The organism is Rhodopseudomonas sp. BR0M22, assembly GCF_010907035.1.
In the GTDB taxonomy this organism is placed as follows: domain Bacteria; phylum Pseudomonadota; class Alphaproteobacteria; order Rhizobiales; family Xanthobacteraceae; genus Rhodopseudomonas.
In genome coordinates, this window is the sequence record NZ_QUMK01000006.1 from 1 (window position 1) to 23,457 (window position 23,457).

Below are 23,457 nucleotides of genomic sequence, written 5' to 3' on the forward strand. Positions count from 1 at the left end.
CTCCCATGCGCGTGATCGGGGGGCGGCTGCGGGGGCGTAATCTGGTGGCGCCGTCGTCGCGGGAGATTCGGCCGACGGCGGACCGGTTGCGCGAGTCGGTGTTCAACATCCTGATGCACGCCTACGAGAATCCGCTGCTCGATGCGCGGGTGCTCGACCTGTTCGCCGGCACCGGCGCGCTCGGCATCGAGGCGTCGTCGCGCGGCGCCAAGTTCGTGCTGTTCGTCGACAACGGCGCCGAGGCGCGCGCATTGCTGCGCGCCAATGTCGAGGCGCTCGGGCTCGGCGGCGTCAGCAAAGTGTATCGCCGCGACGCCGCCAATCTGGGCCCGGCGCATCCGGTCGAACCGTTCGGCGTCGCATTCCTCGATCCGCCGTACCGTAAGCAGCTCGCGGAGGCTTCGCTCGCCTCGCTACGCGATGGCGGCTGGCTGCTGCCGGGCGCGCTGGTGATCGTCGAGGAAGCCAAGGACGCCGGCTTCGCCGCGCCTGCCGGCTACACCGAACTCGACCGCCGCGCCTATGACGACACCGAGTTCACGTTCCTGCGGTTCGGGGCGGGCGAGTAGTCCGTTTTTTCGACGTCATTCCGGGTTCGCTCACTGCGTTCGCGCCCCGGAATGACGGTGCGCGTCGGAAGTTACAAATCCGCCGCGGCGATCCAGAATACTTCGGCTTCGGAATCTTCGCTGTCGAGCCACAGCAGCGGAAGCTGCGGAAACTCGTCTTCGATCTGCGGGCGGCAGCGGCCGACTTCGCACAGCAGGCCGCCCTCCGGGTTGAGGTGATCCTTCGCCTCGGCGAGGATGCGGCGGATGATGGAAAGACCATCGTCGCCGCCGTCGAACGCCATCGCCGGCTCGGCGCGGCACTCGGCCGGCAGGCTGGCCATTCCGTCGGCATCGACATAAGGCGGGTTGGTGATGATCAGGTCGTAACGCTCCTCGCCGAGCGGACCGAACAGGTCGCCCTGATACAGGCTGACGCGATCGTCGAGCCGGTGCTCGGCGACGTTGCGGGCCGCGACCGAGAGTGCATCCTTCGACAGATCGACGGCATCGATGGTCGCATTCGGGAAGGCGTAGGCCGCCAGGATCGCAAGGCAGCCAGAGCCGGTGCAGAGGTCGAGCACGCGCTCGACCGCCTCCGGCGCGTCGATCAGCGAGGTGTCGCCGCCGTCGAAATGCGAGTCCAGCAGTTCGCCGATGAAGGAGCGTGGCACGATCACTCGCTCGTCGACATAGAACGGCACGCCGCGCATGTAGATCTTGTTCACCAGATACGCCGCGGGTAACCGCGTGGCGATGCGGCGCTCGATCAGGCCGAGGATCGCGGCGGCTTCACGCGCGGTGACGCGGGCGGAGGCGAACATCTCGAACTGATCGGGATGCAGATGCAGCGTCTCGCCGATCAGGAACACGGCTTCGGCGATCGGATCGGTGGTGCCGTGCGCGAACACCACGCCGGATTCGGCGAAGCGGCTGACGGCGTAGCGAACGAAATCGAGCAGCGTGACCAGTTCGCCCGGCGCCACCTTCGGCGGCTTGGCGGCCGCAGCCTTGGCCGCAACGCTGCGTTTGGCGGGCTTGGTCTTCGCGACAGCCGTCTTCGCAGCTTTCGGCCTAGCTGCCTTGGCGGCTTTCGCTTTTGTGTTCTTCGCCATTAATCCTTGCTCCATCGCGCCAGCGCTGCGTCGTCGCGGCTGTGCGCCTCGACCCAGCGCGACTCGCCAGAGCGCTCCTCGCGCTTCCAGAACGGCGCGTTGGTTTTGAGATAGTCCATCAGGAATTCCGCTGCGGCGAACGCGGCCTGGCGATGCGCCGAGGCGGTCAGCACCAGCACGATGTTGTCGCCCGGCACCAGCCGGCCGACGCGGTGGACGATCGTCAGCGCGGTGACCGCGGGCCAGCGCCTGATCGCCTCGTCGGCGTGGCGCTGGATCTCCTCCTCGGCCATGCCGGGATAGTGCTCGAGCGTCAGCGCCGCGACGGTGTCGTCGCCTTCGATGCCGCGGCACAGGCCGGTGAACGACACCACCGCGCCGATGTCGGTGCGGCCCTTCGTCATCGCCGTGATTTCTGCGGCGATGTCGAAATCGGCGTCCTGAATGCGGATGGTCACCGGAACGGTCATCGGATCATGCCGTGCGCGAATGGCATTAGCCGCCGGTCATCGGCGGGAAGAACGCAACTTCGCGGGCGCCGGCGATCGGCGTCTCGGCGCGAACGTGGGCACGGTCGATCGCGGCGCGGATCACGCCGGGCTTTTCGAACGCCAGCGCATAGCCATCGCCGCGCGCCGCCAGCCAGCCGATCAGGTCGGCGACGGTGGCTACGGCCGGCGGCGGTTCGACGATCTCTTCGTCGACCCCGATCCGCTCGCGCACCCAGGCGAAATACTTCACCTTCATGCCTGATCCTCTTCGATCAGATGGTGGATGCCGGCGCGGAAGTAATCGTAGCCGGTGTACATCGTCAGCAGCGCCGACAGCCACAGCAGCGAGACGCCGATTTCTGTGGTGAAGGGCAGGATCTGGTTGCCGGCCTCGCCGGCGAGCAAAAAGCCGATCGCGACGAGCTGCGCGGTGGTCTTCCATTTCGCCAGCCGCGTCACCGGCACGCTGACGCGCAGCGCGGCGAGATATTCGCGCAGGCCCGACACCAGGATTTCGCGGCACAGGATCACGATCGCGGCCCACAGCGTCCAGCCATGGATGATGCTGTCTGCGGCCAGCATCAGCAGGCAGGATGCTACCAGCAGCTTGTCGGCGATCGGATCGAGCATCCGGCCGAATGCCGAGTGCTGGTCCCAGATCCGGGCAAAATGGCCGTCGAGAAAATCGGTGATCGCCGCCGCGATGAACACGGCGAGCGCGACCCAGCGCAGCGCCAGCGGGCCGCCGAGGATCGACTGCGCGAAGATGCAGCCGACCACCACCGGAATTGCGGCGATACGCGCGTAGGTGAGGATGTTCGGAAGCGTCAGCGACGTCTTCGTTCCCCGCGCCGGCGCTCTGGTCGAAACGTTGTTCATCGCAGCTTACCAATACTGCCCGCAGCAGAAGGTCAACCTCCGGTGCCGGCGTCTCCGTTCCGTATCAGGAAAAGGTGAAATCCGCATGGGGCGCGGCGGCTCCAGGTGCCGCCGACTTTGGTCGGGGGGCGCTGCGCATCATCCGGGCCGAGCATGGAAGAACTCGAAGATTCGCCGCGCGCTTTCGGCGCTGATTCCCGGAACCTTGCCGAGGTCGGCGATCGACGCCCGCTCGATCTCCTTCAGCGTCCCGAAGTGCAAGAGCAGGGCGCGCTTGCGCGTCGGGCCGATGCCGGGGATCTCCTGCAGGCCGGCTTCGCGGATGTCCTTCTTGCGCAGCGTGCGGTGCGAGCCGATCACGAAGCGATGCGCCTCGTCACGCAGCCGCTGGATGAAATACAGCACCGGGTCGCGCGGCTCGAGCTTGATGGCGTCGCGTTCCGGCAGGAACAGGGTCTCGCGCCCGGCGTCGCGGTCCGGGCCCTTGGCGACGCCGAGCAGCGTGACCTGATCGGTCAAGCCGATACCGGCCAGCGCCTCGCGCGCGGCGTTGAGCTGGCCGCGGCCGCCGTCGATGATGACGAGGTCCGGCCATTGCGGCACGTCGTCGTCCTTCGGCTTGGCGGGCGCATCGCCCTCCGCCGGCGGCGTCACCAGCCGCTTGAACCGCCGCTGCAGCACTTCGCGCATCATTGCGTAGTCGTCGCCCGGCGTCAGCCCTTCGGAGCGGATGTTGAATTTGCGGTACTGGTTCTTGATGAAGCCGTCCGGGCCGGCGACGATCATCGCGCCGACCGCGTTGGTGCCCTGGATGTGGCTGTTGTCGTACACCTCGATCCGCTGCGGCACCTTCGGCAGGCCGAGCGTGGTGGCGAGGTTCTCCAGCAGCCGGGCCTGGGTGGCGGTGTCGGCGAGCTTGCGGCCGAGCGCTTCGCGGGCGTTGGTCTGGGCGTGGGCGACCAGTTCCTTCTTCTCGCCGCGCTTGGGCGCCGACAATTCGACCTTGCGGCCGGCCTTGACGCTGAGCGCGTCGCCGAGCAGTTCGGCCTCTTCGATCTCGTGCGACAACAGGATCAGCTTCGGCGGCGGCTTGTCGTCGTAGAACTGCGCCACGAATGCGCCGAGCACCTCCTCGGGCGTGAAGGTCTTCTCCGCGCGCGGGAAATAGGCGCGATTGCCCCAGTTCTGGCCGGTGCGGAAGAAGAACACCTCGACGCAGGAATAGCCGCCGTCCTGATGGATCGCGAACACGTCGGCTTCCTCGACGGTGCGCGGATTGATGCCCTGCTGTGATTGGATCGCCGACAGCGCCGCCAGCCGGTCGCGGTACAGCGCCGCGGTCTCGAATTCGAGCTCGTCCGACGCCTTCTCCATTTCGGCGGCGAGCAACTGCTTCACGGCCCGGCTGCGGCCGGACAGGAAGTCGGTCGCCTCGCGGACCAGCTCGGAATAGCCCGGAAAGTCGACCTCGCCGGTGCACGGGCCGGCGCAGCGCCGGATCTGGTACAGCAGGCAGGGCCGGGTGCGGCTCTCGAAGAACGAGTCGGTACAGGAGCGCACCAGGAACGCGCGCTGCAGCGCCGTGATGGTGCGGTTCACCGCGCCCGCCGAAGCGAACGGACCGAAGTACCGGCCGGGGCGGCTCTGCGCGCCGCGGTGCTTGAGGATCTGCGGCGCCCAATGGTCGCCGGTGATCAGGATATAGGGGAACGACTTGTCGTCGCGGAGCTGGACGTTGAAGCGCGGCCGGAGCTGCTTGATCAGGTTGGCTTCGAGCAGCAGCGCTTCGGTCTCGGTGGTGGTGGAGATCACCTCGACCTCGACGGTGAGGGCGATCATGCGGGCGATCCGCAGCACCTGGCCGGTCGGGCGGGCGTAGGACGCCAGCCGCTTCTTCACGTTCTTGGCCTTGCCGACATAGAGCACGTCGCGGTCGGCGTTCAGCATCCGGTAGACGCCGGGCGAGGTCGGGGCCAGCCGCACCGCGCGGGCGATCGCCGAGCGGCCGACCGCCATCGGCCCGGCGGCGATGGGCGCGGCCGTCTCCGCATCCGGCTCGTCCTCGGCCTCGGGCAGGCGCGCCTCGTCGTCCTCCTCGACCGCAAGCGAAGCGGTCGCGGCGTCGATGTCCTGCGTTCCGGCGGCCGGGCGCGCCTCCGCGGCGGGCGCGGCCGTGGCGGAGGAGGGGGCGTCGGCGGATGGTTCGGCCGCGGCCGTCTGCTGCGCGGCGGGATCGTGAATCATGGCGGCCCCAACCTATGCGCTCGGCCCCGCCGGTGCCAGCGCGAGGCGCCGGCGCGAAACCGGGGCTGCGGGAAATTTCCCTGCCCCGCCATGCTGTTGCCGCGATGGCCGGGGAGTAAGATTTTGTTAACGATGCACCTTGGAACCGGGGGCGGGTTAAGAACCGCTTAACTTAAAACTCTCGATAAATTCGACGGGAAAAGTGAGCAAAGCCGTAACCATTCGGGACATTTTCCTATCGGCCCTCGGGCGGCCGATGACCGGACGCTGATCGCGCCGCCGCTGGCGCGGGCCGTGTCGTCGAGGAGAGTAAGATGCGTAAAGTTACACTGGCAGCGGCGGCCGTGATTGCCGCAAGCGTTTCGACGGCTCAGGCGGCCGACATGGGGTACTATCGGTCGAACGCCCCCTACACGGTCAACCAGCCGCTGAATGCGTTCAGTTGGGCCGGCCCCTATCTCGGTGGCAACCTCGGCTACTCCTGGGGCAACGTCACCAACAACATCACCAAGCCGTCCGGCTTCTCCGGCGGCGTGCAGGGCGGCTACAACTGGCAGTCCGGCAACATCGTGTTCGGTCTCGAGGGCGACATCCAGTTCTCGACCGCCGACGACACCTTCGCGCCCTACAAGTTCTCGAACCCCTGGTTCGGAACCGCCCGCGGTCGCCTCGGCTACGCGATGAACGACGTGCTGCTCTATGCTACCGGCGGTCTGGCGTTCGGACAGCTCAAGGGCCAGAATCTGCTCTCCAGCGAGAGCCACAGCAGCGCCGGCTGGACGGTCGGTGCCGGTGCCGAATTCGCCTTCGCGCCGCGCTTGAGCGCCAAGGTCGAGTATCTGTACGGCAGCCTGTCGACCAGCAACTTCTTCATCACCAACATGCCGAACGGCTACAATTTCGGCGTGGTCCGCGCCGGCATCAACTACCACTTCTAAGCCGCGACGAAACCTTCGCGATCAAGAAACTCGTCGATCACAACTCCCGGCCGTGCGCGGCCGGGATTTTCTTTGTGTGAGACGCGCTGATTGGTGGCCGGACAGGTGCCTTGTCGAAACCTGGCCACCGGCCGGACGAGCTTGTTACCTGCCACGCGGACGAGTTGCCCGAAGCAGGTTGCTCGAAGCACCTTACACCAAGGCACGTTACCCCAAGGCACGCCGCCCAAAGGCTCGCTGCCCAAAGCACGTTGCTCCAAGCCACGTTGCCCGGCCGGCGGCTTGGCCGGCTCGCGATGGTGTGATGTTCGGGCGCAAACCTCTACGTCTCGGGCAACGCTGCCCGACCTTTCGCATCGCCAGTCGCGCGCATCGTTCGTGCATCGCCAAGCTGCGGCGACCGCGCCGCGCGGCCGCTGCCAGCGCGTGTCGGCGGCGCTACGATACGACCAGATTGACCGCCTTCGGGCCTTTGCCCTTCTTGTCGGGTTCCACCTCGAACGTAATACGCTGCCCTTCGGTCAGGTCCTTCAAGCCGGCACGTTCGACCGCGGTAATGTGAACGAACACGTCGCGACCGCCGTCATCAGGTTTGATGAAGCCGTAGCCGCGTTCCCCGTTGAAGAACTTCACCGTTCCCGTCATTGCCATTCCGGAAACTCCTCCCAGCATGCTTTCCGTGGCGCGCCAGCGCGACGGTGCGACCTGGCATTTCGCTTGCCGGATAGCTTGGCCGAGAGCGGGACCTGCGACTGATTGCCGGTCCAAGCAACTACGCTTGAGGCCTTGTCACTCCGCCGCCCCCATTTGCGGAAGCGGAACGTAAAGCCAGTCCAATGGAACTAGCATAATACGGAAATACACTGATTGCCTACGGTCGAGTTGTGACTTTTCGCAAGCTGATGCAGGCAGCAGATGAGTAATCAGGGCTTTTGGAATTCGAGGCGGTAACGTCCGACCCCACCGAGCCCGAGTGGTCGCTCCAGCTCGGGAAGAACGGTTCTCAGCTCATCGGCGAGAGTCCATGGCGGGTTGACGATCAGCAACCCTGTCGACGTCAGCGCGCCGTTCGGCTGCTGCGGCGCGACGCTGAACTCCAGGCGCAAGCACTTGTCGGCGCCCGCTGCAGCGGTAGTCGAGGCGACGGCCGCCGCGAGGGTTTCGGTCGCCCGGCGGTTCTTCACCGGATACCACATCAGATACACGCCGGTCGGCCACTTGGCGTAGGTTGCGGCGAACTTGGCGGCCATCTGCTCGAACTCGTCTTTGCGTTCGAACGGCGGGTCGATCAGCACCAGTCCGCGGCGTTCCTTCGGCGGCACGAAGGCGGTGAGCGCGGTCCATCCGTCGAGGTCGACCACCCGGCCTTGCGGATCGTGGCGCAGCGCGCTGATCAGTTGCTTGCGCGCCACCGGCTCGAGCTCGCAGGCCACCAGGCTGTCCTGGGGACGGAGCAGGGCGCGCGCGATCAGCGGCGAGCCTGGATAGGCGGTGAGCTCGCGCTGCGGATTGAACGCCCGGACGATGTCGAGATAGGGAGCGATCAGCGCGTAGGCCGGATCGGAGAACCGCGCCTGCAGCACCCGGGCGATGCCGGTGGCCCACTCGCCGCCGCGGCGGGCCTCGTCGCTGGTCAGATCGTACAGGCCGGCGCCGGCATGGCTGTCGATCACCCGGAATGCGGCCGGCTTGTCCTGCAGATAGGTCAGGATCCGGACCAGCACGACATGCTTGATGACGTCGGCGAAGTTGCCGGCGTGGAAGGCGTGACGATAATTCATGCGCTGAGCCGTAGAGCATTTCGGCTCCTGATTGAATCAGAACCGGAGCTGTCGTTGCATTTTGACGCGAATTCTCGGCGCGCACCGGTGCTCACGCGCCCGAAACGCGCGCGCAGGTGCCGCGACCCGCGTCGATTTGCCGGTGCGGAGGGTTCCGCTGCCGTTCGGGAATGTCTGTTTCGCGCCCTGGTAGCAATACCGGGGGAGCGCCGGTTCCGCCTCGATGTGCCGAGCAAATATATTGAAAAGACAAGCGAATTAGACCTGTGCGGCTGCCGCGCGTCGATTAACGCGCTGTTTAACCCCCGATGCTAGTTCTTGGCTTGTGAAAGACCGGCGGTTGCACGCCAGGACTTTCGAAAGAACCTGCGTTAGCCGGCCGGTCGGGCGGTGGTCGAGCCACCCTGCGGCGCCTTGGGGAGTTGAAGATGGCGGTTGATTTGTCGATGTCGGTTCTGGTGGTGGACGACTACAGCACCATGATCCGGATCATTCGTAATCTTCTCAAGCAGCTTGGTTTTGAGAATATCGATGACGCCAGCGACGGCTCGGCAGCGCTCGCCAAGATGCGCACCAAGAAGTACGGCCTGGTGATCTCCGACTGGAACATGGAGCCGATGACCGGCTACGACCTGCTCAAGGAAGTCCGCGCCGACCCCAATCTGTCGCAGACCCCGTTCATCATGATCACGGCGGAATCGAAGACCGAGAACGTGATCGCGGCCAAGAAAGCGGGCGTCAACAACTACATCGTCAAGCCGTTCAACGCGGCGACCCTGAAGACCAAGATCGAGGCGGTATTCCCGGATCACGTCGCGGCGTAAGCCGGCCGACCCTTCGTCTTCCGCACGGCTTTCCGACGCGCTCCTCATCGAGGGGCGCGTTTGTTTTTTGCAGCAGGGTGAGGCTCAGCCTTCGGCGAAGCGCTTGGTGAACAGCGCCACGTCGACCAGGCCGCGGGCGTGGCGGCCGTCACCGACCTTGCGGTCGCCGAGGAACGAGGCGACCTCGAACCGGATCACCCGGCGCTCCACCGCGCTCACCACCGCGGTGGTCCGCACCGTCTGGCCGACGAAGGCCGGCGCCAAGTGGCGAATGTCGACTTCGCTGCCGACCGTCACCCAGCCTTGGGGAAGCTTCGGCGCGATCGCGTCGCCCGAGGTCATCTCCATCACCAGGATCATCATCGGAGTGGCGAACACCGCGGGCATGTGCGGCACGAAGTGCTGCACGGTGATGTCCTGCGTCACTATGGTCAGCCGTTCGGCGCTCATGCCGACGGTGATGAAGTCGCGTGCGTCCATTCGCAGTCTTCCTTGCTAATTGCCCCGAAGCACCCTCGTCATTCCGGGGCGCCGCGCGAGCGGCGAACCGGGAATCCCGAAGTGATCGGCCGACCATTCGACAGCGCGAGATTCCGGGCTCGCTCACGTCGTGAGCGCCCCGGAATGACGACGGATGGGGCAGGATGACCTACTTCCCCTGGGCGGCCTTGCGCTCCACGAAGGTCTTGCCGCCCTTCATTTTGTTGGTGAGCGGGGCTTCGTTGATCTGAATCACCACGTCCTCGGCGGCGACGCCGAGATGCGTCACCAGCGCCTGGGTGATGTCGCGCATCATCCCGGCCTTCTGCTCGTCGGTGCGGCCCATGGCCATGTTGACGGTGATCTCGGGCATCGGTGGTTTCTTCCCTTGCTACAATGTTTTTCTTCTCGTCATTCCGGGGCGCGCGAAGCGCGAACCCGGAATCTCGTAGCGGCCTCATTCCGGGCCTCATCCTGAGGAGCCCGGCGAAGCCGGGCGTCTCGAAGGATGCGCTGCGAGCGACCCTTGGCGTCGCCGCGGCCTCATGGTTCGAGACGGCGCTGCGCGCCTCCTCACCATGAGGGGCGGAGGCTTAGTTCCAAATCACCCCGCGGCGCTGCAGCAGTTCCTGCACCTTGGCGACCAGTTCTTCTTCCTTGCAGGAGAACTGCGCCTCGGCCTGCTTCTTCAAGTACTCGTCGCGGTCCTTCTCCAGCGACGCCAGTTCGGCGCCCAGGATCAGGTCCTTGATCTGCACGATGCCCTGCTGCTTTTCGTCCGAGCCCTGGATGATGGCGCAGGGCGAGTTGCGCTTGTCGGCGTATTTCATCTGCTGGCCGAGCGAGTGCTTGGGATTGCCCAAGTACAACTCGGCGCGGATGCCGGCTTGGCGCAGGCTCGCGACCATCTTCTGATAGCCGGCGATGTCGCCGCCGAACACGGTGACCACGACAGGGCCGGGCTGCGGCTTGTTGTCGAGCTGGCCGATCAGCGTCAGCGCCGCCTGTAGCCGCGACACGCCAATCGAGAATCCGGTCGCCGGCACCGGCTCGCCGCGGAAGCGCGACACCAGGCCGTCATAGCGCCCGCCGCCGCCGACCGAGCCGAACCGCACCGGGCGGCCCTTCTCGTCCTTGGTGTCGAGCAGCAGTTCGACCTCGTAAACCGGGCCCGTGTAGTACTCGAGGCCACGGACGACGGAAGGATCGATGCGGACTCTGCTCTCGTATCCAGAAGCTTGCACCAATCTCGCAATTTCCGAAAGTTCATCCAGACCAGCACCGGTCGTCGCCTCAGCACCAAAAACGGCTCGTAAGGCATCGACGACATTTTCGTTGGGTGAGATTGTATCTCGTTCGATCTTAGTCTCGATTGAACCATCGGCTCTGGATTCATGCACGTAGGCAAGCGCCTTCCAGTTCACAAACTGCATCAAAGATTCGATTTGCGCGAAATCTAGCTCAGCGCCTTTCGTAAAATCGCCCTTTCCCTCTTCCCCTCCATCCCATCGTCCCGGGCCAAGAAGTTTTCTGATCTCGTCAGCAGGGAACTTATCAAGCTTATCGATCGCCCTCAGGACCGTAAGTCGACGCCCGATATTCTCGTCGCCACCGAGCCCGATGCTCTCCAGCACCCCGTCCAGCACCTTGCGGTTATTCACCTTCACCACGTAGCTGCCGCGCGGGATGCCGAGCGCTTCCATCGTATCCGCCGCCATCATGCACATCTCGGCGTCGGCGGCGGCGGTCGGGGCGCCGACGGTGTCGGCGTCGAACTGCATGAACTGGCGGAAGCGGCCGGGGCCGGGCTTTTCGTTGCGGAACACCCAGCCGAACCGGTAGCTGCGATACGGCTTCGGCAGCGCGTCGAAATTCTCGGCGACGTAGCGGGCGAGCGGCGCGGTCAGGTCGTAGCGCAGGCTGATCCACTGCTCGTCGTCGTCCTGCAGCGAGAACACGCCCTCGTTGGGGCGATCCTGATCGGGCAGGAATTTGCCGAGCGCATCGGTGTATTCGAACGCCGGGGTCTCGACCGGCTCGAAGCCGTAGCGTTCGTACACCTCGCGGATCTTCTCCACCATGGCGCGCGTCGCCGCGATCTCGGCGGGGCCGCGATCGGCGAGGCCGCGCGGCAGTCGGGCGCGCAGTTTCGAGGGTTTTTTCGGTTTTTCAGCCATCGTCGCCTTCCAAGTCAGGGCCGGGTTGGTATCAGCCGCTGTCCGTCGCAGCAAGGCGGGGTTGCATGATCCAGCGCAAATCCAGCGCCGGTGGCGTCCATTAACAGATGGAAGCCCCACGGAAATTTGCTGGCTGGCAGCGTTCCCGTCAGGGCGCGAAGCTGATACCGTGCCGCGCCTTCACCCCCGGCCGCGCAGTGCATGAGGAGCCCCATGTTAGACAAGATCAAGCCCACGTCCGCCGTCAACGCGCCGAACGATTTGAACGCGTTCTGGATGCCGTTCACTGCGAACCGGGCCTTCAAGCGCGCGCCCAAGATGGTCGTGGCAGCCGAGGGCATGCACTACATCACCACCGACGGCCGCAAGATCATCGACGCCGCCTCGGGCATGTGGTGCACCAATGCCGGCCACGGCCGCAAGGAGATCGCCGAGGCGATCAAGGCGCAGGCCGACGAGCTCGATTATTCGCCGCCGTTCCAGTTCGGCCAGCCGAAGGCGTTCGAACTCGCCAGCCGGATCGCCGATCTGGCGCCGCAGGGCCTCGATCACGTGTTCTTCTGCAATTCGGGCTCGGAAGCCGGCGACACCGCGCTGAAGATCGCGGTCGCCTATCAGCAGATCAAGGGCCAGGGCTCGCGGACCCGCCTGATCGGCCGCGAGCGCGGCTATCACGGTGTCGGCTTCGGCGGCACCGCGGTCGGCGGCATCGGCAACAACCGCAAGATGTTCGGCCCGCTGCTGAACGGCGTCGATCATCTGCCTGCGACGTATGATCGCGACAAGCAGGCCTTCACCAAGGGCGAGCCGGACTACGGCGCGCACTTCGCCGACGCGCTCGAGGGCCTCGTCAATCTGCACGGCGCCAACACCATCGCGGCGGTGATCGTCGAGCCGATGGCCGGCTCCACCGGCGTGCTGCCGGCGCCGAAGGGCTATTTGAAGCGCCTGCGCGAGATCACCAAGAAGCACGGCATCCTGTTGATCTTCGACGAGGTCATCACCGGCTACGGCCGTCTCGGCCACGCCTTCGCGTCCGAACGTTACGGCGTGACCCCGGACATGATCACCTTCGCCAAGGGCGTCACCAACGGCGCGGTGCCGATGGGCGGCGTGATCACCTCCGCCGAGATCCACGATGCCTTCATGACCGGCCCTGAGCACGCGGTCGAACTGGCCCATGGCTACACCTATTCGGCGCATCCTTTGGCCTGCGCCGCGGGCATCGCGACCCTCGACATCTATCGCGACGAAAAGCTGTTCGAGCGAGCCAAGGCGCTGGAGCCGAAATTCGCCGAGGCGGTGATGTCGCTGAAGGACGCGCCGAACGTGGTCGACATCCGCACCGTCGGCCTGACCGCCGGCATCGATCTGGCCCCGATCGCCGATGCGCCCGGCAAGCGCGGCTTCGAGTCGATGAATGCCGCCTTCCACGATCACGAGCTGATGCTGCGGATCGCCGGCGACACCCTGGCGCTGACCCCGCCGCTGATCCTCAGCGAAGACCATATCGGTGAGATCGTCGACAAGGTCGGTAAGGTGATCCGCGCGGTCGCCTGATAGCCGCCCGATATCCCCTTGGGATGGCGGACGAATCCAGTGGACTCGTCCGCCGAATCGACAAAGATGGCGGATCGGCAGGCAACCACCGGCTTAAATGATCCGCATCTCGACCATTTTCATCGCCGTCTGCATGGTGCTGATCGCCACCTCGCTCGGCATGGTGGTGTATGCGGCCGCTGGATTCAGCGCCGCGCAGGCCGGACTGGTCGGCCTGACGGCGCTGACCCTTTTCGTGCTGTATCAGGCGGTTGCGATGCGGATGCGCGACCGCGCCGAGGCTGGCCACCAGATCGCCGACCTGTCGCGCGGCACCGCCGATCTGGCCCGTCAGGTCGGTGATTTCGGGCGCCGGCTCGCGGTGGTCGAGGCCAAGCTGGTCTCGGCGCAGTCCACCCAGCATGACCGCGTGCAGCACGTCTCAAACGAAATCGACGAACTCGGCGCCCTGGTGCAGCAGCTCGCCGCCTCGGTCGCCTCCCACGAAGAACTCCTGACCGTCGCCGCGCGGAACGTGATCCACGCCGAGGCGCCGCCGCCGCTGGAACTCGGCGAGCCGGTCGCGGCGCCTGCGGTTCCCGCCACGCAGGTCGTGCCCGCTCTGGCTGCCGCCGTTCCGGCGCCTGTGGCAACCCGAACTGCAACGGACGTCACCGCAACCGACGTGACCGCACCAACCGTCGTGGTCCCGGCCGAAGTCGCACCGGCTCCCGACCCGGCGCCGCATTCCGACGCGGCGCGGCTGCTGAAGGCGGTCAAGAGTGCGGTCGAGGCGGAGCGCTACGATCTTCATTTGCAGCCGATGGTCACCTTGCCGCAGCGCAAGGTGCGCGCCTATGAGGTGGTCACCCGGCTGCGCGACGAAGCCGACAAGTCGATCGCGGCCGACGATTATCTGCCGATCGCCGATGCCGCCGGCCTGATGGGACGGATCGATCTCGCGATCCTGCTTCGCGCCGTGCAGGTGGTCCGCCGCCTGCTGGTGCGCAACAAGGAGGTCGGCCTGTTCGTCAATATCGCCGGCGCCACACTCGCCGACACGGCAGCCTTCGCGCAATGCCTCGACTTCCTCGAAGCCAACCGTGCGCTGGCGCCGTCGCTGGTGCTCGAATTCAAGCAGAGCACCTTGCGCAAGCTCGGCCCGATCGAGGCCGAGCATCTGGCAGCGCTGGCGCAGCGCGGCTTCCGGTTCTCGATCGATCACGTCACCGATCTGCGGTTCGAGCCGCGCGAGCTCGCCGATCGCGGCGTTCGATTCATCAAGGTTCCGGCTCCGCTGCTGCTGGCCGCGCAGGATGCGGCGTCCGCCGACATCCACCCGGTCGATCTGTCCGATCTGCTGGGTCGCTTCGGGATCGATCTGATTGCCGAACGCATCGAGGGCGAGCGCGTGGTGGTCGACCTGCTTGACTACGATGTGCGGTTTGGGCAGGGATTCTTGTTCGCAGCGCCCCGTCCGCTGCGGCCCGAGACCGCCACCACCGTGGCCGCGCCGGCCTCCGCCGCCCCGGCCCAGCAGGACTTCAATCTTGATCCAGGCAAGCTTCCGCAGGCCTCGCTCGCCCGCATCGAGCCGCCACGCGTCACCGGCAATGCCGCTTTGGTTCGCCGTGCCGCCGGCCCGTTCTGATCGTTTCATCCGATGACCACACTGCGTTTTGTCGAGCATCTGCACGAGCTCGTCGGCTCGGTCGACGTCGTGCTCAGCGACATCTGGGGCGTGGTGCACAACGGCCTGGAGTCGTTTCCCGACGCCTGCGCGGCGCTGAAGACCGCGCGCGACGAAGGCCGCACCGTGGTGCTGATCACCAATGCGCCGCGGCCTGCGGATTCGGTGCAGCGTCAGCTGCGCAAGCTGAACGTGCCGGACGATTGCTACGACGCGATCGTGTCGTCGGGCGATCTCACCCGGATCTATGTGGCCGAACATCCGGGCCAGTCGGTCTATTGGCTCGGCCCGGACCGCGACAACTCGATCTATCGCGGCCTCGACGCCAAGCTGACGCCGCTCGAACAAGCCGACTACATCATCTGCACCGGCCCGTTCGACGACGAGACCGAGTCGGCCGAAGACTATCGCGACATGATGGGGCAGGCGCTGGCGCGCAAGCTGACGCTGGTCTGCGCCAATCCGGACATCGTGGTCGAGCGCGGCGACCGGCTGATCTACTGCGCCGGCGCGATTGCCGAGCTGTATCGCGAACTCGGTGGCGAGGTGATCTTCTACGGCAAGCCGCACCGGCCGATCTACGACCGGGCGATGGCGCTGGCCCGCGACATTCGCGGCAAGGATACGCCGGCCGAGCGGGTGCTGGCGATCGGCGACTCGGTGCGGACCGATCTGGCCGGCGCACAGGGCTACGGCATCGACCTGCTGTTCGTCACCCGCGGCATCCATGCCGATGCGTTCGAGGGGATCGACCGGCTCGACACCGCCGCGGTGAACGAATTGTTCGGCCACCCGCCGCTGGCGTTGACCCGCGAGCTGCGCTGGTAAGCGCCGCTCGCTCTTCGTTGCGAACGAGGATCAGCGGCCTTCGCGCAGCCAAGTCGCGGCGAACGCGCCGAGCAGCAGCAACAGGCCGATCAGCCCGGTGAACACCGGCAGCACGCCGACGCCGGTGACCACGCTGGCGTCGCGCATCCGCACCCCGAGCCAGCCGTCGCCGCGGAAGATCGTCGACGACGTCACCGGTACGATCCGCGGCAGCTCGACGCTGCCGTTCTCGGCGATCCGCCGCGCGTCGCCGCCGGTCGCCTGTGCCAGCGGCTTCAGCGCGTCGGTGGTCGAGGTGACTTCCGCGAATTCCTTCGGATTGACCGGGCCGACATTGATCAGCGCCTTCAGCGTGCCGTCGGTCGCGGACCACAGCCCGAGTTCGTCGGCCGGCAGGCTCGCCCGCCAAATCCCGGGATCGCCGGCTTTCAGCGTCAGTTCCTGGGTCTTGCCGGACGGCGAGGTGACGGTGACGGGCGGCACGTTGTCGCCCATGGTCTGCCGCAACACTTCGAGGGTCTTGCCGTCGGCCTTGAGCCGCAGCGCCTCCTCGTCGAGGTCCGGCTGCTTCATCAGCCAGTGCGACATCCGCCTGAGCAGATCGAGATGCGGTCCGCCGCCCTCGTAGCCGCGCGCCCACAGCCAGATGTGATCGGACAGCAGCAGCGCGACGCGGCCCTCGCCGTAATGCGACAGCAGCAGCAGCGGCATGTTGTCGGCGCCGGTCATCAGCGGCGGCGTGGTGGTGTTGCGGGTGTCGACCGTGCGGAAGAACCGGCTCCAATGCGGCGGCTCGGAGTTCGAGCCTTCCAGACCGCGTGTCACAGGGTGGCGTTTGCCGGCATCCGACAGCCGCGCGTAGTACGGTTTCTCGGTGACGCCGACCGGCTCGGCCGGCAGCAGCGTGTCGAGCGGGGTGCGCCAGATCGAGGTGGTCGAGGCGTAGTCCGGCCCGGCCGACACCAGCACCGCACCGCCGTTCCTGACATAGCGCGAGATGTTGTCGAAATACGCCATCGGCAGCACGCCCTGGCGGGCGTAGCGGTCGAAGATGATCAGCTGAAACTCGTTGATCTTCTGCTGGAACAGCTCGCGGGTCGGAAACGCGATCAGCGACAATTCGTTGATCGGCGTGCCGTCTTGTTTCTCCGGCGGCCGCAGGATGGTGAAGTGGACGAGATCGACGCTGGCGTCGGACTTGAGCAGGTTGCGCCAAGTGCGCTCGCCGGAATGCGGCTCACCCGACACCAGCAGCACCCGCAGCTTGTCGCGGACGCCGTCGATCGACACCACGGCGCGGTTGTTGACCAGCGTCAGCTCGTTCTCGACCGGCGAGGCTTCGATTTCGACGATGTTCTGGCCGGCGTGCTTGATGTCGACATCGACGCTGACGGTCTGGCCGCTCAGCACGGTGCGCTGGTTCAGCACCTCGCCGTCGCGCCGCACCACGACGCGGGCGCGGTCGCCGGTGATGCCCTGATCGTCGAGCCGGTAGGTGATGGTCTGGGTCTGTCCGACGATGCCGAACCGCGGCGCCGCCAGGATCGCGATGCGGCGGTCGCGCTCGTCCTTGCGGCCGGTGATCAGCGCCTGCACAGGCGCCTGGAAGCCGAGCGCCTGGGCGTTCGCCGGGATGTCGTGGACCCGGCCATCGGTGATCAGGAACGCGCCGGCGACGCGGTCGGTCGGCACGTCGGACAGCGCCGACGTCACCGCGCCGAACAGCTTGGTGCCGTCGGTCTCGCCGTCCGCTTGGCCGGCCTCGACGACGCGGACCTCGAGGCCCTTGATCTGCTTCAGCCGATCGACCAGCGCTTCCTTGGCCTGTTCGGCTTCCTCGGTACGCTTGCCGAAATTCTGGCTCGGGCTCTTGTCGACCACCACGGCGGCGACCGACGACAGCGGCTCTCGCTCCTCGCGGGTGAACGACGGATTGGCCAGCGCCAGCACGATCAGCGCCAGCGCCGCGATCCGGATCGCCGCGCCGCGCGACCGCCCGACCAGCAGCACCACCGCGATCAGCACGATCGCAGCGATCGCGACCCACAGCACGAGGGTGGGGACCAGAGGCGCAAAGGCGATGCCGTAGTGCATGATCAACACGCCAATGTGCGCACGTGCCCAGCGCGCGAATAGTCGAGGATCTTGCGATCGCGCGTCACCACGGTCAGGTCGGCTTCACGGGCCGTCGCGATGATGATGCGGTCTGCCGGATCCTCCGGCGGAGAGCCAGGCAAACTGCATGACCCGGTGAGTATCTCAACGCTCAAAGGCGGCATCCTTGCGGCCATTTTGCCGATGGCCTGGTGAAACCAATTGGCCACTGGAAGCGTGGCCGCGATGCGCCCTTTGCGCACAAGATTGGCGATCTCCCAGGCGCTGATCGGCGACACGCTCAACGGCCGGCTGGCGATGGCCGATCGCGATGCGGGAGTCATTTCCGCGCCCTGCGCGAGCCAGAGCACCGCGCATGTGTCGAGCAGCAGATCACTCACTAAGCAATCTCCCTTGCTCGGCGTTCCAATCATCGCCTGTCGGCATCGTCACGTCGAAATCCGGCATGATGGTGATCGTGCCGGCCATGCAGCCCCAGGGATCACCTCCAGAAGAGGGACGCGCGCTTTCCTCAGTGATATCGCCGCGGCGTTGGAACGTGACCTTGCGTGCGGCCAAGTCAATCGCCTCGGTTCGCCACCCGGATTGAAGCCAAGCGCGCGCATGAGAATGCCCGGTCGCATTGTTACTCCACCAAGCTTCGTGCTGGTAAGCACTGTTGGGAAGTTTGAATCCGAGAATGCGCTCGATTTCGCTGAAGGACATCCGGTGGGCGGCACGGCCAACGGAGCCCAGGAACCGAGGTAACGGCTCATACTTGCTCATGACGAAAACCCATCGCTAAGAAACGATAGGAAGCTATTATAGTAACTTACTATTGTCAATAGTAACCTACTGCCCCAACCGTTCGATCAGCGCCGGCGCGTGGACCTGGTCGGCCTTGTAGTTGCCGGTCAGGGTGTACATCACGATGTTGACGCCAGCGCGGAAGGCGAATTCGCGCTGGCGCGGTTCGCCCGGTGTCAGCGGCAGCATTGGCTGGCCGTCGGGGCGCATCGCCCAGGCGCCGGCGAGATCGTTGGAGGTGATGATGATCGGCGACACGCCGTCGCCGCCGCGCGCCGGCCGGGCGGTGTCGTCGTCGTCGTTCTCGCGCGGCAGCGCTTCGACCCAGGTCTGACCTGCGGTGAAACGGCCGGGGAAATCGCGCAAGAGATAGAACGTCTTGGTCAGCACGTGCTCACGCGGCACCGGCTCCAGCTCCGGCACGTCGAGCGACGACAGGATCCCGCGCAGCGTCACCATGCCCGGCGTCTGCGACGCGCCGTTCGGTTCGGGCGTCGCTTCGATCGCATCGCGGGTATCGAAGATCACGGTGCCGCCCTGCTTCATGTAGGCGTCGATCTTGTCGAGCGCGGCCTGCGGAGGCTTCGGGCCGCCGGCGACCACCGGCCAGTAGATCAGCGGGAAGAACGACAGCTCGTCGCGTGCCGGATCGACGCCGATCGGCTCGCCGGCTTCGAGCGCGGTGCGCTGCGCCAGGAACAGCGTCAGGCCGGTCATCCCGGCTTTGACGATGGCATCGACGTCGGCATTGCCGGTGATCACGTAAGCGAGGTGGGTCTGCGCTGTCGCCTTGATGGCGAACTCGTCCTTGGCGGACTCCGCATGCAGCGGCGCCGGCAGCGACGCCAGCGGCAGCGCGACGATCAGCGCCAACGCGGCGGTGGCGGCGCGGCGCCGGCGCGTCAACAGCGCCGCCAGCCCGCCGCCGAGCACGGCAACGATCAGCGCGTCGAGCCCGAACAGGCCGAGCGAGGAGGCCAGCAGCATGCCCCGCAGGTCCCGCGGCTCGGCGTTGCTGTAGGCGGCGCGCCGGGCGTCGATCGCAGAGGTGTCGAGCGGCGCGATGCGGTCGGCGGGAGCGAGCGCATTCACGGCGATCGGGCCGTCGGCCGGCCCATAAAAGCCGGGCGGATGTTCGGCGGTGCCGCGCTCACGATAATCGGCCGGGATCGGCTTGGCGGAGGCCGGCGGCGGACCAAGCGCGCCGAAGCCGTCGAGCGTGCGCAGCGGCGACACCGTTTCGGCGGCGTTCGGATCGGCGGCGACGCCGGCACCGGGCGTGGAGGTGTAGCCGGACAGATCGACCAGCCGGCGCAGCATCTCGACGAAGGTGCCGGACATCGGCAGGTTCGACCAGCGCATGTCGGCGCTGACGTGGAACAGCGTCACGAGCCCCTTGCCGCGATGTTCGCCGGTGACCAGCGGCGTGCCGTCGGCAAGCGAGGCCCAGCTCTTGCCGGGCAGCGTTGCGTCCGGCTCGGCCAGCACCTGGCGGTTGACGGTGACGTCGGTCGGCACGGCGAGCCCCGCGAACGGGCCATCTGCGGAGAACGCCGCCAGGCTCTGCGGCTTCTCCCAGGTCAGGCTGCCGCCGAGGCTGCGGCCGCCCTTGCGCAGCTTCACAGGCACCAGATCGTCGTCGTCCTGGCGGGCGAGGCGGGGGCCGGCGAACCGCACCAGCACGCCGCCTTGTTCGATCCAGGCGTCGAGCCGCTGGCGGATCTCCGGCGACAGCGCGCCGACATCGGCGAGCACGATCATCGGCAGCTTCTGGTCGAGGAACTGCGCGATCACCTGCTGCGGCGCGCCGCGGTCGCCCTGGCGCAGATCGGCGAACGGCGACAGCGCACGCGTCAGATAGAACGTCGCCGCCAATAGCGGCTGCGCGGTGTCGCTGCTGGCGCCGGAGACGATGCCGACTGCGCGGCGGCGCCAGCGCTTGTCGAGGAGCTGAACGGCGCCGGCAGAGCGTTCGCCTGCGATCTCCAGCCGGGCGATGTCGTTGCGCAGCTCGACCGGCAGGTCGAACGAGGCCTCGGTTTCGGTGGCGCCCGGGGCGAGGCTGAAGCGGGCTTCGCCGATCGGCGCGCTCTTGGCGTCGAGCGCGCGGACCACGCCGGCATCGACGCCGCCGCTACCGGCGCGCAGCACCTTGACGGTCATCTTCGCCGCGGCGTTGTCGGCGGCGGCCAGCGCATGCGCGGGCGGGGCGCCGCCCTCGACGATGGTGACGCTGCGGTTCTGCACCAGCTTGTTGAGGCCGGCGACGAAGTCGCTGCCGCGGCCGGTATCGACGCCGTCGGTCAGCCACACCAGTTCGGCATCGCCGGTGGCCTTCAGGAACCGCTCGATCCCGGGCAGCGCCTCGACCCGCTCGACCGCATAGGGTTTCGGCGCAAGCTGGCGCAGCGACACCCGCGCGGTGCCGGCCGGCATCAGCGCCGGATCGCGCGTCGTCTCCGACAGCGGCGCCAGCGCGACCGGGCGGCGGGCGCTGTCGGCCTCGGCGATCAGCTCGTCGGCGGCCTTGATCCGCGCGTCCCAGCTCGCCGCTGCGCTCCAGCCGTCGTCGAGCAGGATCAATAGCGGCGCCCGGCTGCCGCCGGCGGCGGTCTGCGGATTCCAGATCGGGCCGGCAAGCGCGATGATCACCAGCGCCGCGGCCAGCATCCGCAGCGCGGTCAGCCACCACGGCGTGCGCGACGGGGTTTCTTCCTTGGGGGCGATCTCGAACAACAGCCGGGTCGGCGGAAAATCGACCCGGCGCGGCCGCGGCGGCATCACCCGCAGCAGCCACCACAGCGCCGGCAGCGCCAGCAGGCCGATCAGCAGTAGCGGTTGGGCGAACGAAAGGGGCAGGGCGCCGATCATGCGCCGCGTCCCGCTTTGCCGCCGGCATCCTTGGCGGTGGTCATGCCGGCGTGCAGGAACAGCAGCAGCTCGGCGGCCGAGCGCGAGGTGGTGTGGGTCGAGAACAGCCAGTCGAGCTTCGCCGTCTCGGCGCGGATCGCATCGCGATGCGCCGCGACCAGCGCGACGTAGTCGGTCGCCCATTTCTCGGCGCGGCCGGCGGTGATCGCGCCGCCGCCTTCCGGCTCGACGAACTCGACCCGCCCGGAGAACGGGAAGCTCTCCTCGGCGGGGTCGACGATCTGCACCAATGTGCCGTGCGCACCGGACGCCGACAGACCGGCGAGCATCTGCCGGATCTCACCGACCGGCGACCAGAAATCCGACAGCACCACGATTTCGGCCAGCGACGACGGCACGAAGGACGGCGGCAGGCTGTCGCGCGTGCGCGTGTCGTGCAGGATCGCCTGTGCCATCTTGTCGACGACGTTGTTGCTGGAGGTCGGGTTCATCAGTCCGGGAATGCCGACACGCTCGCCGCCGGCAACCAGCAATTCGGCCAGCGCGAACGCCACGATCAGGCCGCGCTCCAGCTTGCTGTCGCGCGCGCCCTTGGAGGCGAACGCCATCGACAGCGACCGGTCCGGCCACAGCCACACTGTATGCGCGGCTTCCCATTCCAGCTCGCGGACGTAGAGATGATCGTCGCGCGCCGAGCGGCGCCAATCGACGTTTTGCGCCGGCTCGCCGGACACGAAGCGGCGGTACTGCCAGAAATTCTCGCCCGCGCCGGCGCGGCGGCGGCCGTGCAGGCCATGGGTGACGTTGTTGGCGATCCGGCGGGCCTCGAGCATCAGCCGCGGCAGCGACGCCGCCAGCGTGCGGCTCTCGCCGTCCGCGCGGCGGACCGCCAGCGTCTCCTGGGTGCGATGCTCGGCCGGCTGCGCCATCAGCCGATCCGGCTCTTGAGCTTCTGGATCACGTCCGAAATCGTGCGGCCTTCGGCGCGCGCCGAGAACGTCAGCGCCATACGATGCTTCAGCACCGGCTCGGCGAGGTCGAGCACGTCGTCGATCGAGGGGGCGAGGCGGCCGTCGAGCAGCGCGCGGGCGCGCACCGCCATCATCAGCGACTGGCTGGCGCGCGGGCCGGGGCCCCAGGCGATCAGCTTGCCGAGTTCGCCGGCCTCGGGGCTCGGACGCGCCGAGCGCACCAGCGACAGGATTGCTTCCACCACGGAATCGCCGACCGGCAGCCGGCGCACCAGCCGCTGCGCCGACAGCAGCGTTTCGCCGCTCATCGCCGCTTTCGGTGCGCTCTGCTCGGCGCCGGTGGTATCGAACAAGATGCGGCGCTCGGCATCGCGATCCGGATAGTCGACGTCGATCTCCATCAGGAAGCGGTCGAGCTGGGCTTCCGGCAGCGGATAGGTGCCTTCCTGCTCCAGCGGGTTCTGCGTGGCGAGCACATGAAACGGCTTCGGCAGATCGTGGCGGGCGCCGGCGACGGTGATGTGCTGCTCCTGCATCGCCTGCAGCAGCGCCGATTGGGTGCGCGGGCTGGCGCGGTTGATTTCGTCGGCCATCAAGAGTTGCGCGAACACCGGGCCAGCGATGAAACGGAACGAGCGCTTGCCGGCGGTGGTCTCGTCGAGCACTTCGGCGCCGAGAATATCCGACGGCATCAGGTCGGGCGTGAACTGGATCCGCTTGGCGTCGAGACCGAGCGTGACGCCCAGTGTTTCCACCAGCTTGGTCTTGGCGAGTCCGGGCACGCCGATCAGCAGCGCATGGCCGCCGGACAGAATTGTCACCAGTGTATTTTCGACGACGCGATCCTGACCGAAGATCACGGTCGAGATCGCCTCCTTGGCGGCGCGCACTTCGCCCGCGACCTGCTCGGCCGAGCGGACGATGACATCTTCCAGCTTCTCGACACTGTCTGCGCCGGCCATATCCCGTCTCTCCTGTCCACACCCGTCGCCGCCGGGCCGGTTGTTTTCGCCTCAGCCATGTTAGGCTGTTCGTCGCGATACAGCGAAGGCCCTGGTTTCATTCGCCAAATCTTTCCCCACATTATGAACATCGCGGGTTGGCGCGGATCACGTTGTGGAGAGTTAAATCATGCTGCGCATGGCGAAATGGTGCAGCTATCGTGCCAGGGCGTAAATCG

The 23,457-nt window shown here is 66.8% G+C and carries 22 protein-coding genes; 6 read left to right on the forward strand and 16 right to left on the reverse strand.

Annotated elements, in window-relative coordinates; all coding sequences use genetic code 11:
- The first annotated feature begins 5 nt into the window (after positions 1-5).
- Entirely contained in the window at positions 6-569 is a 564-nt protein-coding gene (gene rsmD / locus DY468_RS02940) for a 16S rRNA (guanine(966)-N(2))-methyltransferase RsmD (RefSeq protein WP_164602408.1), read from the forward strand.
- Positions 570-640: 71 nt separating this feature from the next.
- Here rsmD and prmB read toward each other — a convergent pair whose 3' ends face one another.
- The 5 genes from prmB to uvrC form a co-directional block, all read right to left on the reverse strand.
- A complete protein-coding gene (gene prmB, locus DY468_RS02945) occupies positions 641-1,663 on the reverse strand; it encodes a 50S ribosomal protein L3 N(5)-glutamine methyltransferase (RefSeq protein WP_164602233.1) in 1,023 nt (340 codons plus the stop codon).
- A complete protein-coding gene (locus DY468_RS02950) occupies positions 1,663-2,133 on the reverse strand; it encodes a molybdenum cofactor biosynthesis protein MoaE (RefSeq protein ID WP_164602235.1) in 471 nt (156 codons plus the stop codon). The genes prmB and DY468_RS02950 overlap by 1 nt, the downstream gene beginning before the upstream one ends.
- A gap of 25 nt (positions 2,134-2,158) precedes the next feature.
- Positions 2,159-2,410 carry a molybdopterin converting factor subunit 1 gene (gene moaD, locus DY468_RS02955; RefSeq protein ID WP_164602238.1) on the reverse strand — a complete coding sequence of 84 codons (252 nt, stop codon included), beginning with the start codon at positions 2,408-2,410 and terminating at the stop codon, positions 2,159-2,161.
- Positions 2,407-3,033, reverse strand: coding sequence for a CDP-diacylglycerol--glycerol-3-phosphate 3-phosphatidyltransferase (gene pgsA, locus DY468_RS02960; RefSeq protein ID WP_164602240.1), 627 nt, complete (start codon positions 3,031-3,033; stop codon positions 2,407-2,409). Before pgsA ends, moaD begins: the two co-directional genes overlap by 4 nt.
- A 138-nt stretch (positions 3,034-3,171) precedes the next feature.
- Entirely contained in the window at positions 3,172-5,277 is a 2,106-nt protein-coding gene (gene uvrC, locus DY468_RS02965; RefSeq protein WP_164602242.1) for an excinuclease ABC subunit UvrC, read from the reverse strand.
- A 314-nt stretch (positions 5,278-5,591) separates the two neighbouring features.
- Here uvrC and DY468_RS02970 point away from each other — a divergent pair, with 314 nt between their 5' ends.
- A complete protein-coding gene (locus tag DY468_RS02970; protein ID WP_164602244.1) occupies positions 5,592-6,215 on the forward strand; it encodes an outer membrane protein in 624 nt (207 codons plus the stop codon).
- Positions 6,216-6,653: 438 nt separating this feature from the next.
- On the opposite strand, the gene DY468_RS02975 is transcribed toward DY468_RS02970, so the two are convergent.
- Together DY468_RS02975 and DY468_RS02980 are read right to left on the reverse strand one after the other, a co-directional pair.
- Positions 6,654-6,866, reverse strand: coding sequence for a cold-shock protein (locus DY468_RS02975; protein ID WP_016844477.1), 213 nt, complete (start codon positions 6,864-6,866; stop codon positions 6,654-6,656).
- Between the two features lie 272 nt (positions 6,867-7,138).
- On the reverse strand, positions 7,139-7,996 hold the full coding sequence (locus tag DY468_RS02980) for a 23S rRNA (adenine(2030)-N(6))-methyltransferase RlmJ (protein ID WP_164602246.1): 858 nt from the start codon (positions 7,994-7,996) through the stop codon (positions 7,139-7,141).
- Positions 7,997-8,424: 428 nt separating this feature from the next.
- Between DY468_RS02980 and DY468_RS02985 the strand changes: the two genes are divergently transcribed.
- Positions 8,425-8,820: a response regulator gene (locus DY468_RS02985; RefSeq protein ID WP_011156739.1), complete on the forward strand. Its 396-nt coding sequence runs from the start codon at positions 8,425-8,427 to the stop codon at positions 8,818-8,820.
- A gap of 84 nt (positions 8,821-8,904) precedes the next feature.
- Here DY468_RS02985 and DY468_RS02990 read toward each other — a convergent pair whose 3' ends face one another.
- From DY468_RS02990 to hisS, 3 genes are all read right to left on the reverse strand, one after another.
- Positions 8,905-9,300 carry a thioesterase family protein gene (locus tag DY468_RS02990; protein ID WP_164602248.1) on the reverse strand — a complete coding sequence of 132 codons (396 nt, stop codon included), beginning with the start codon at positions 9,298-9,300 and terminating at the stop codon, positions 8,905-8,907.
- Between the two features lie 169 nt (positions 9,301-9,469).
- A complete protein-coding gene (locus DY468_RS02995) occupies positions 9,470-9,673 on the reverse strand; it encodes a tautomerase family protein (protein WP_164602250.1) in 204 nt (67 codons plus the stop codon).
- Between the two features lie 220 nt (positions 9,674-9,893).
- Entirely contained in the window at positions 9,894-11,477 is a 1,584-nt protein-coding gene (gene hisS / locus DY468_RS03000) for a histidine--tRNA ligase (RefSeq protein ID WP_164602410.1), read from the reverse strand.
- 213 nt (positions 11,478-11,690) lie between these two features.
- Here hisS and aptA point away from each other — a divergent pair, with 213 nt between their 5' ends.
- The 3 genes from aptA (at position 11,691) to DY468_RS03015 (ending at position 15,534) form a co-directional block, all read left to right on the forward strand.
- A complete protein-coding gene (gene aptA / locus DY468_RS03005; RefSeq protein WP_164602252.1) occupies positions 11,691-13,037 on the forward strand; it encodes an omega-aminotransferase AptA in 1,347 nt (448 codons plus the stop codon).
- Between the two features lie 97 nt (positions 13,038-13,134).
- On the forward strand, positions 13,135-14,667 hold the full coding sequence (locus tag DY468_RS03010) for an EAL domain-containing protein (protein ID WP_164602254.1): 1,533 nt from the start codon (positions 13,135-13,137) through the stop codon (positions 14,665-14,667).
- A 12-nt stretch (positions 14,668-14,679) separates the two neighbouring features.
- Positions 14,680-15,534, forward strand: coding sequence for a TIGR01459 family HAD-type hydrolase (locus tag DY468_RS03015; RefSeq protein ID WP_164602256.1), 855 nt, complete (start codon positions 14,680-14,682; stop codon positions 15,532-15,534).
- Positions 15,535-15,564: 30 nt separating this feature from the next.
- Here DY468_RS03015 and DY468_RS03020 read toward each other — a convergent pair whose 3' ends face one another.
- The 6 genes from DY468_RS03020 to DY468_RS03045 form a co-directional block, all read right to left on the reverse strand.
- Positions 15,565-17,628 (reverse strand): hypothetical protein, encoded by a 2,064-nt coding sequence (locus DY468_RS03020; protein ID WP_164602257.1) that lies wholly within the window; start codon positions 17,626-17,628, stop codon positions 15,565-15,567.
- Between the two features lie 2 nt (positions 17,629-17,630).
- Positions 17,631-18,029 carry a type II toxin-antitoxin system VapC family toxin gene (locus DY468_RS03025; protein ID WP_349644237.1) on the reverse strand — a complete coding sequence of 133 codons (399 nt, stop codon included), beginning with the start codon at positions 18,027-18,029 and terminating at the stop codon, positions 17,631-17,633.
- Positions 18,022-18,414: a DUF7662 domain-containing protein gene (locus DY468_RS03030; protein WP_164602262.1), complete on the reverse strand. Its 393-nt coding sequence runs from the start codon at positions 18,412-18,414 to the stop codon at positions 18,022-18,024. The genes DY468_RS03025 and DY468_RS03030 overlap by 8 nt, the downstream gene beginning before the upstream one ends.
- A gap of 66 nt (positions 18,415-18,480) precedes the next feature.
- On the reverse strand, positions 18,481-21,306 hold the full coding sequence (locus tag DY468_RS03035; RefSeq protein ID WP_164602264.1) for a DUF4159 domain-containing protein: 2,826 nt from the start codon (positions 21,304-21,306) through the stop codon (positions 18,481-18,483).
- Positions 21,303-22,235 carry a DUF58 domain-containing protein gene (locus DY468_RS03040; RefSeq protein WP_164602266.1) on the reverse strand — a complete coding sequence of 311 codons (933 nt, stop codon included), beginning with the start codon at positions 22,233-22,235 and terminating at the stop codon, positions 21,303-21,305. Before DY468_RS03040 ends, DY468_RS03035 begins: the two co-directional genes overlap by 4 nt.
- On the reverse strand, positions 22,235-23,239 hold the full coding sequence (locus tag DY468_RS03045) for an AAA family ATPase (protein ID WP_164602268.1): 1,005 nt from the start codon (positions 23,237-23,239) through the stop codon (positions 22,235-22,237). Before DY468_RS03045 ends, DY468_RS03040 begins: the two co-directional genes overlap by 1 nt.
- Between the last annotated feature and the right edge of the window lie 218 nt (positions 23,240-23,457).

Bases quoted from the DNA above. Each gene is read 5' to 3' on its own strand.
- rsmD (WP_164602408.1), top strand. From the start codon at position 6: ATGCGCGTGATCGGGGGGCGGCTGCGGGGGCGTAATCTGGTGGCGCCG.
- prmB (WP_164602233.1), bottom strand. From the start codon at position 1,663: ATGGCGAAGAACACAAAAGCGAAAGCCGCCAAGGCAGCTAGGCCGAAA.
- DY468_RS02950 (WP_164602235.1), bottom strand. From the start codon at position 2,133: ATGACCGTTCCGGTGACCATCCGCATTCAGGACGCCGATTTCGACATC.
- moaD (WP_164602238.1), bottom strand. From the start codon at position 2,410: ATGAAGGTGAAGTATTTCGCCTGGGTGCGCGAGCGGATCGGGGTCGAC.
- pgsA (WP_164602240.1), bottom strand. From the start codon at position 3,033: ATGAACAACGTTTCGACCAGAGCGCCGGCGCGGGGAACGAAGACGTCG.
- uvrC (WP_164602242.1), bottom strand. From the start codon at position 5,277: ATGATTCACGATCCCGCCGCGCAGCAGACGGCCGCGGCCGAACCATCC.
- DY468_RS02970 (WP_164602244.1), top strand. From the start codon at position 5,592: ATGCGTAAAGTTACACTGGCAGCGGCGGCCGTGATTGCCGCAAGCGTT.
- DY468_RS02975 (WP_016844477.1), bottom strand. From the start codon at position 6,866: ATGGCAATGACGGGAACGGTGAAGTTCTTCAACGGGGAACGCGGCTAC.
- DY468_RS02980 (WP_164602246.1), bottom strand. From the start codon at position 7,996: ATGAATTATCGTCACGCCTTCCACGCCGGCAACTTCGCCGACGTCATC.
- DY468_RS02985 (WP_011156739.1), top strand. From the start codon at position 8,425: ATGGCGGTTGATTTGTCGATGTCGGTTCTGGTGGTGGACGACTACAGC.
- DY468_RS02990 (WP_164602248.1), bottom strand. From the start codon at position 9,300: ATGGACGCACGCGACTTCATCACCGTCGGCATGAGCGCCGAACGGCTG.
- DY468_RS02995 (WP_164602250.1), bottom strand. From the start codon at position 9,673: ATGCCCGAGATCACCGTCAACATGGCCATGGGCCGCACCGACGAGCAG.
- hisS (WP_164602410.1), bottom strand. From the start codon at position 11,477: ATGGCTGAAAAACCGAAAAAACCCTCGAAACTGCGCGCCCGACTGCCG.
- aptA (WP_164602252.1), top strand. From the start codon at position 11,691: ATGTTAGACAAGATCAAGCCCACGTCCGCCGTCAACGCGCCGAACGAT.
- DY468_RS03010 (WP_164602254.1), top strand. From the start codon at position 13,135: ATGATCCGCATCTCGACCATTTTCATCGCCGTCTGCATGGTGCTGATC.
- DY468_RS03015 (WP_164602256.1), top strand. From the start codon at position 14,680: ATGACCACACTGCGTTTTGTCGAGCATCTGCACGAGCTCGTCGGCTCG.
- DY468_RS03020 (WP_164602257.1), bottom strand. From the start codon at position 17,628: ATGCACTACGGCATCGCCTTTGCGCCTCTGGTCCCCACCCTCGTGCTG.
- DY468_RS03030 (WP_164602262.1), bottom strand. From the start codon at position 18,414: ATGAGCAAGTATGAGCCGTTACCTCGGTTCCTGGGCTCCGTTGGCCGT.
- DY468_RS03035 (WP_164602264.1), bottom strand. From the start codon at position 21,306: ATGATCGGCGCCCTGCCCCTTTCGTTCGCCCAACCGCTACTGCTGATC.
- DY468_RS03040 (WP_164602266.1), bottom strand. From the start codon at position 22,235: ATGGCGCAGCCGGCCGAGCATCGCACCCAGGAGACGCTGGCGGTCCGC.
- DY468_RS03045 (WP_164602268.1), bottom strand. From the start codon at position 23,239: ATGGCCGGCGCAGACAGTGTCGAGAAGCTGGAAGATGTCATCGTCCGC.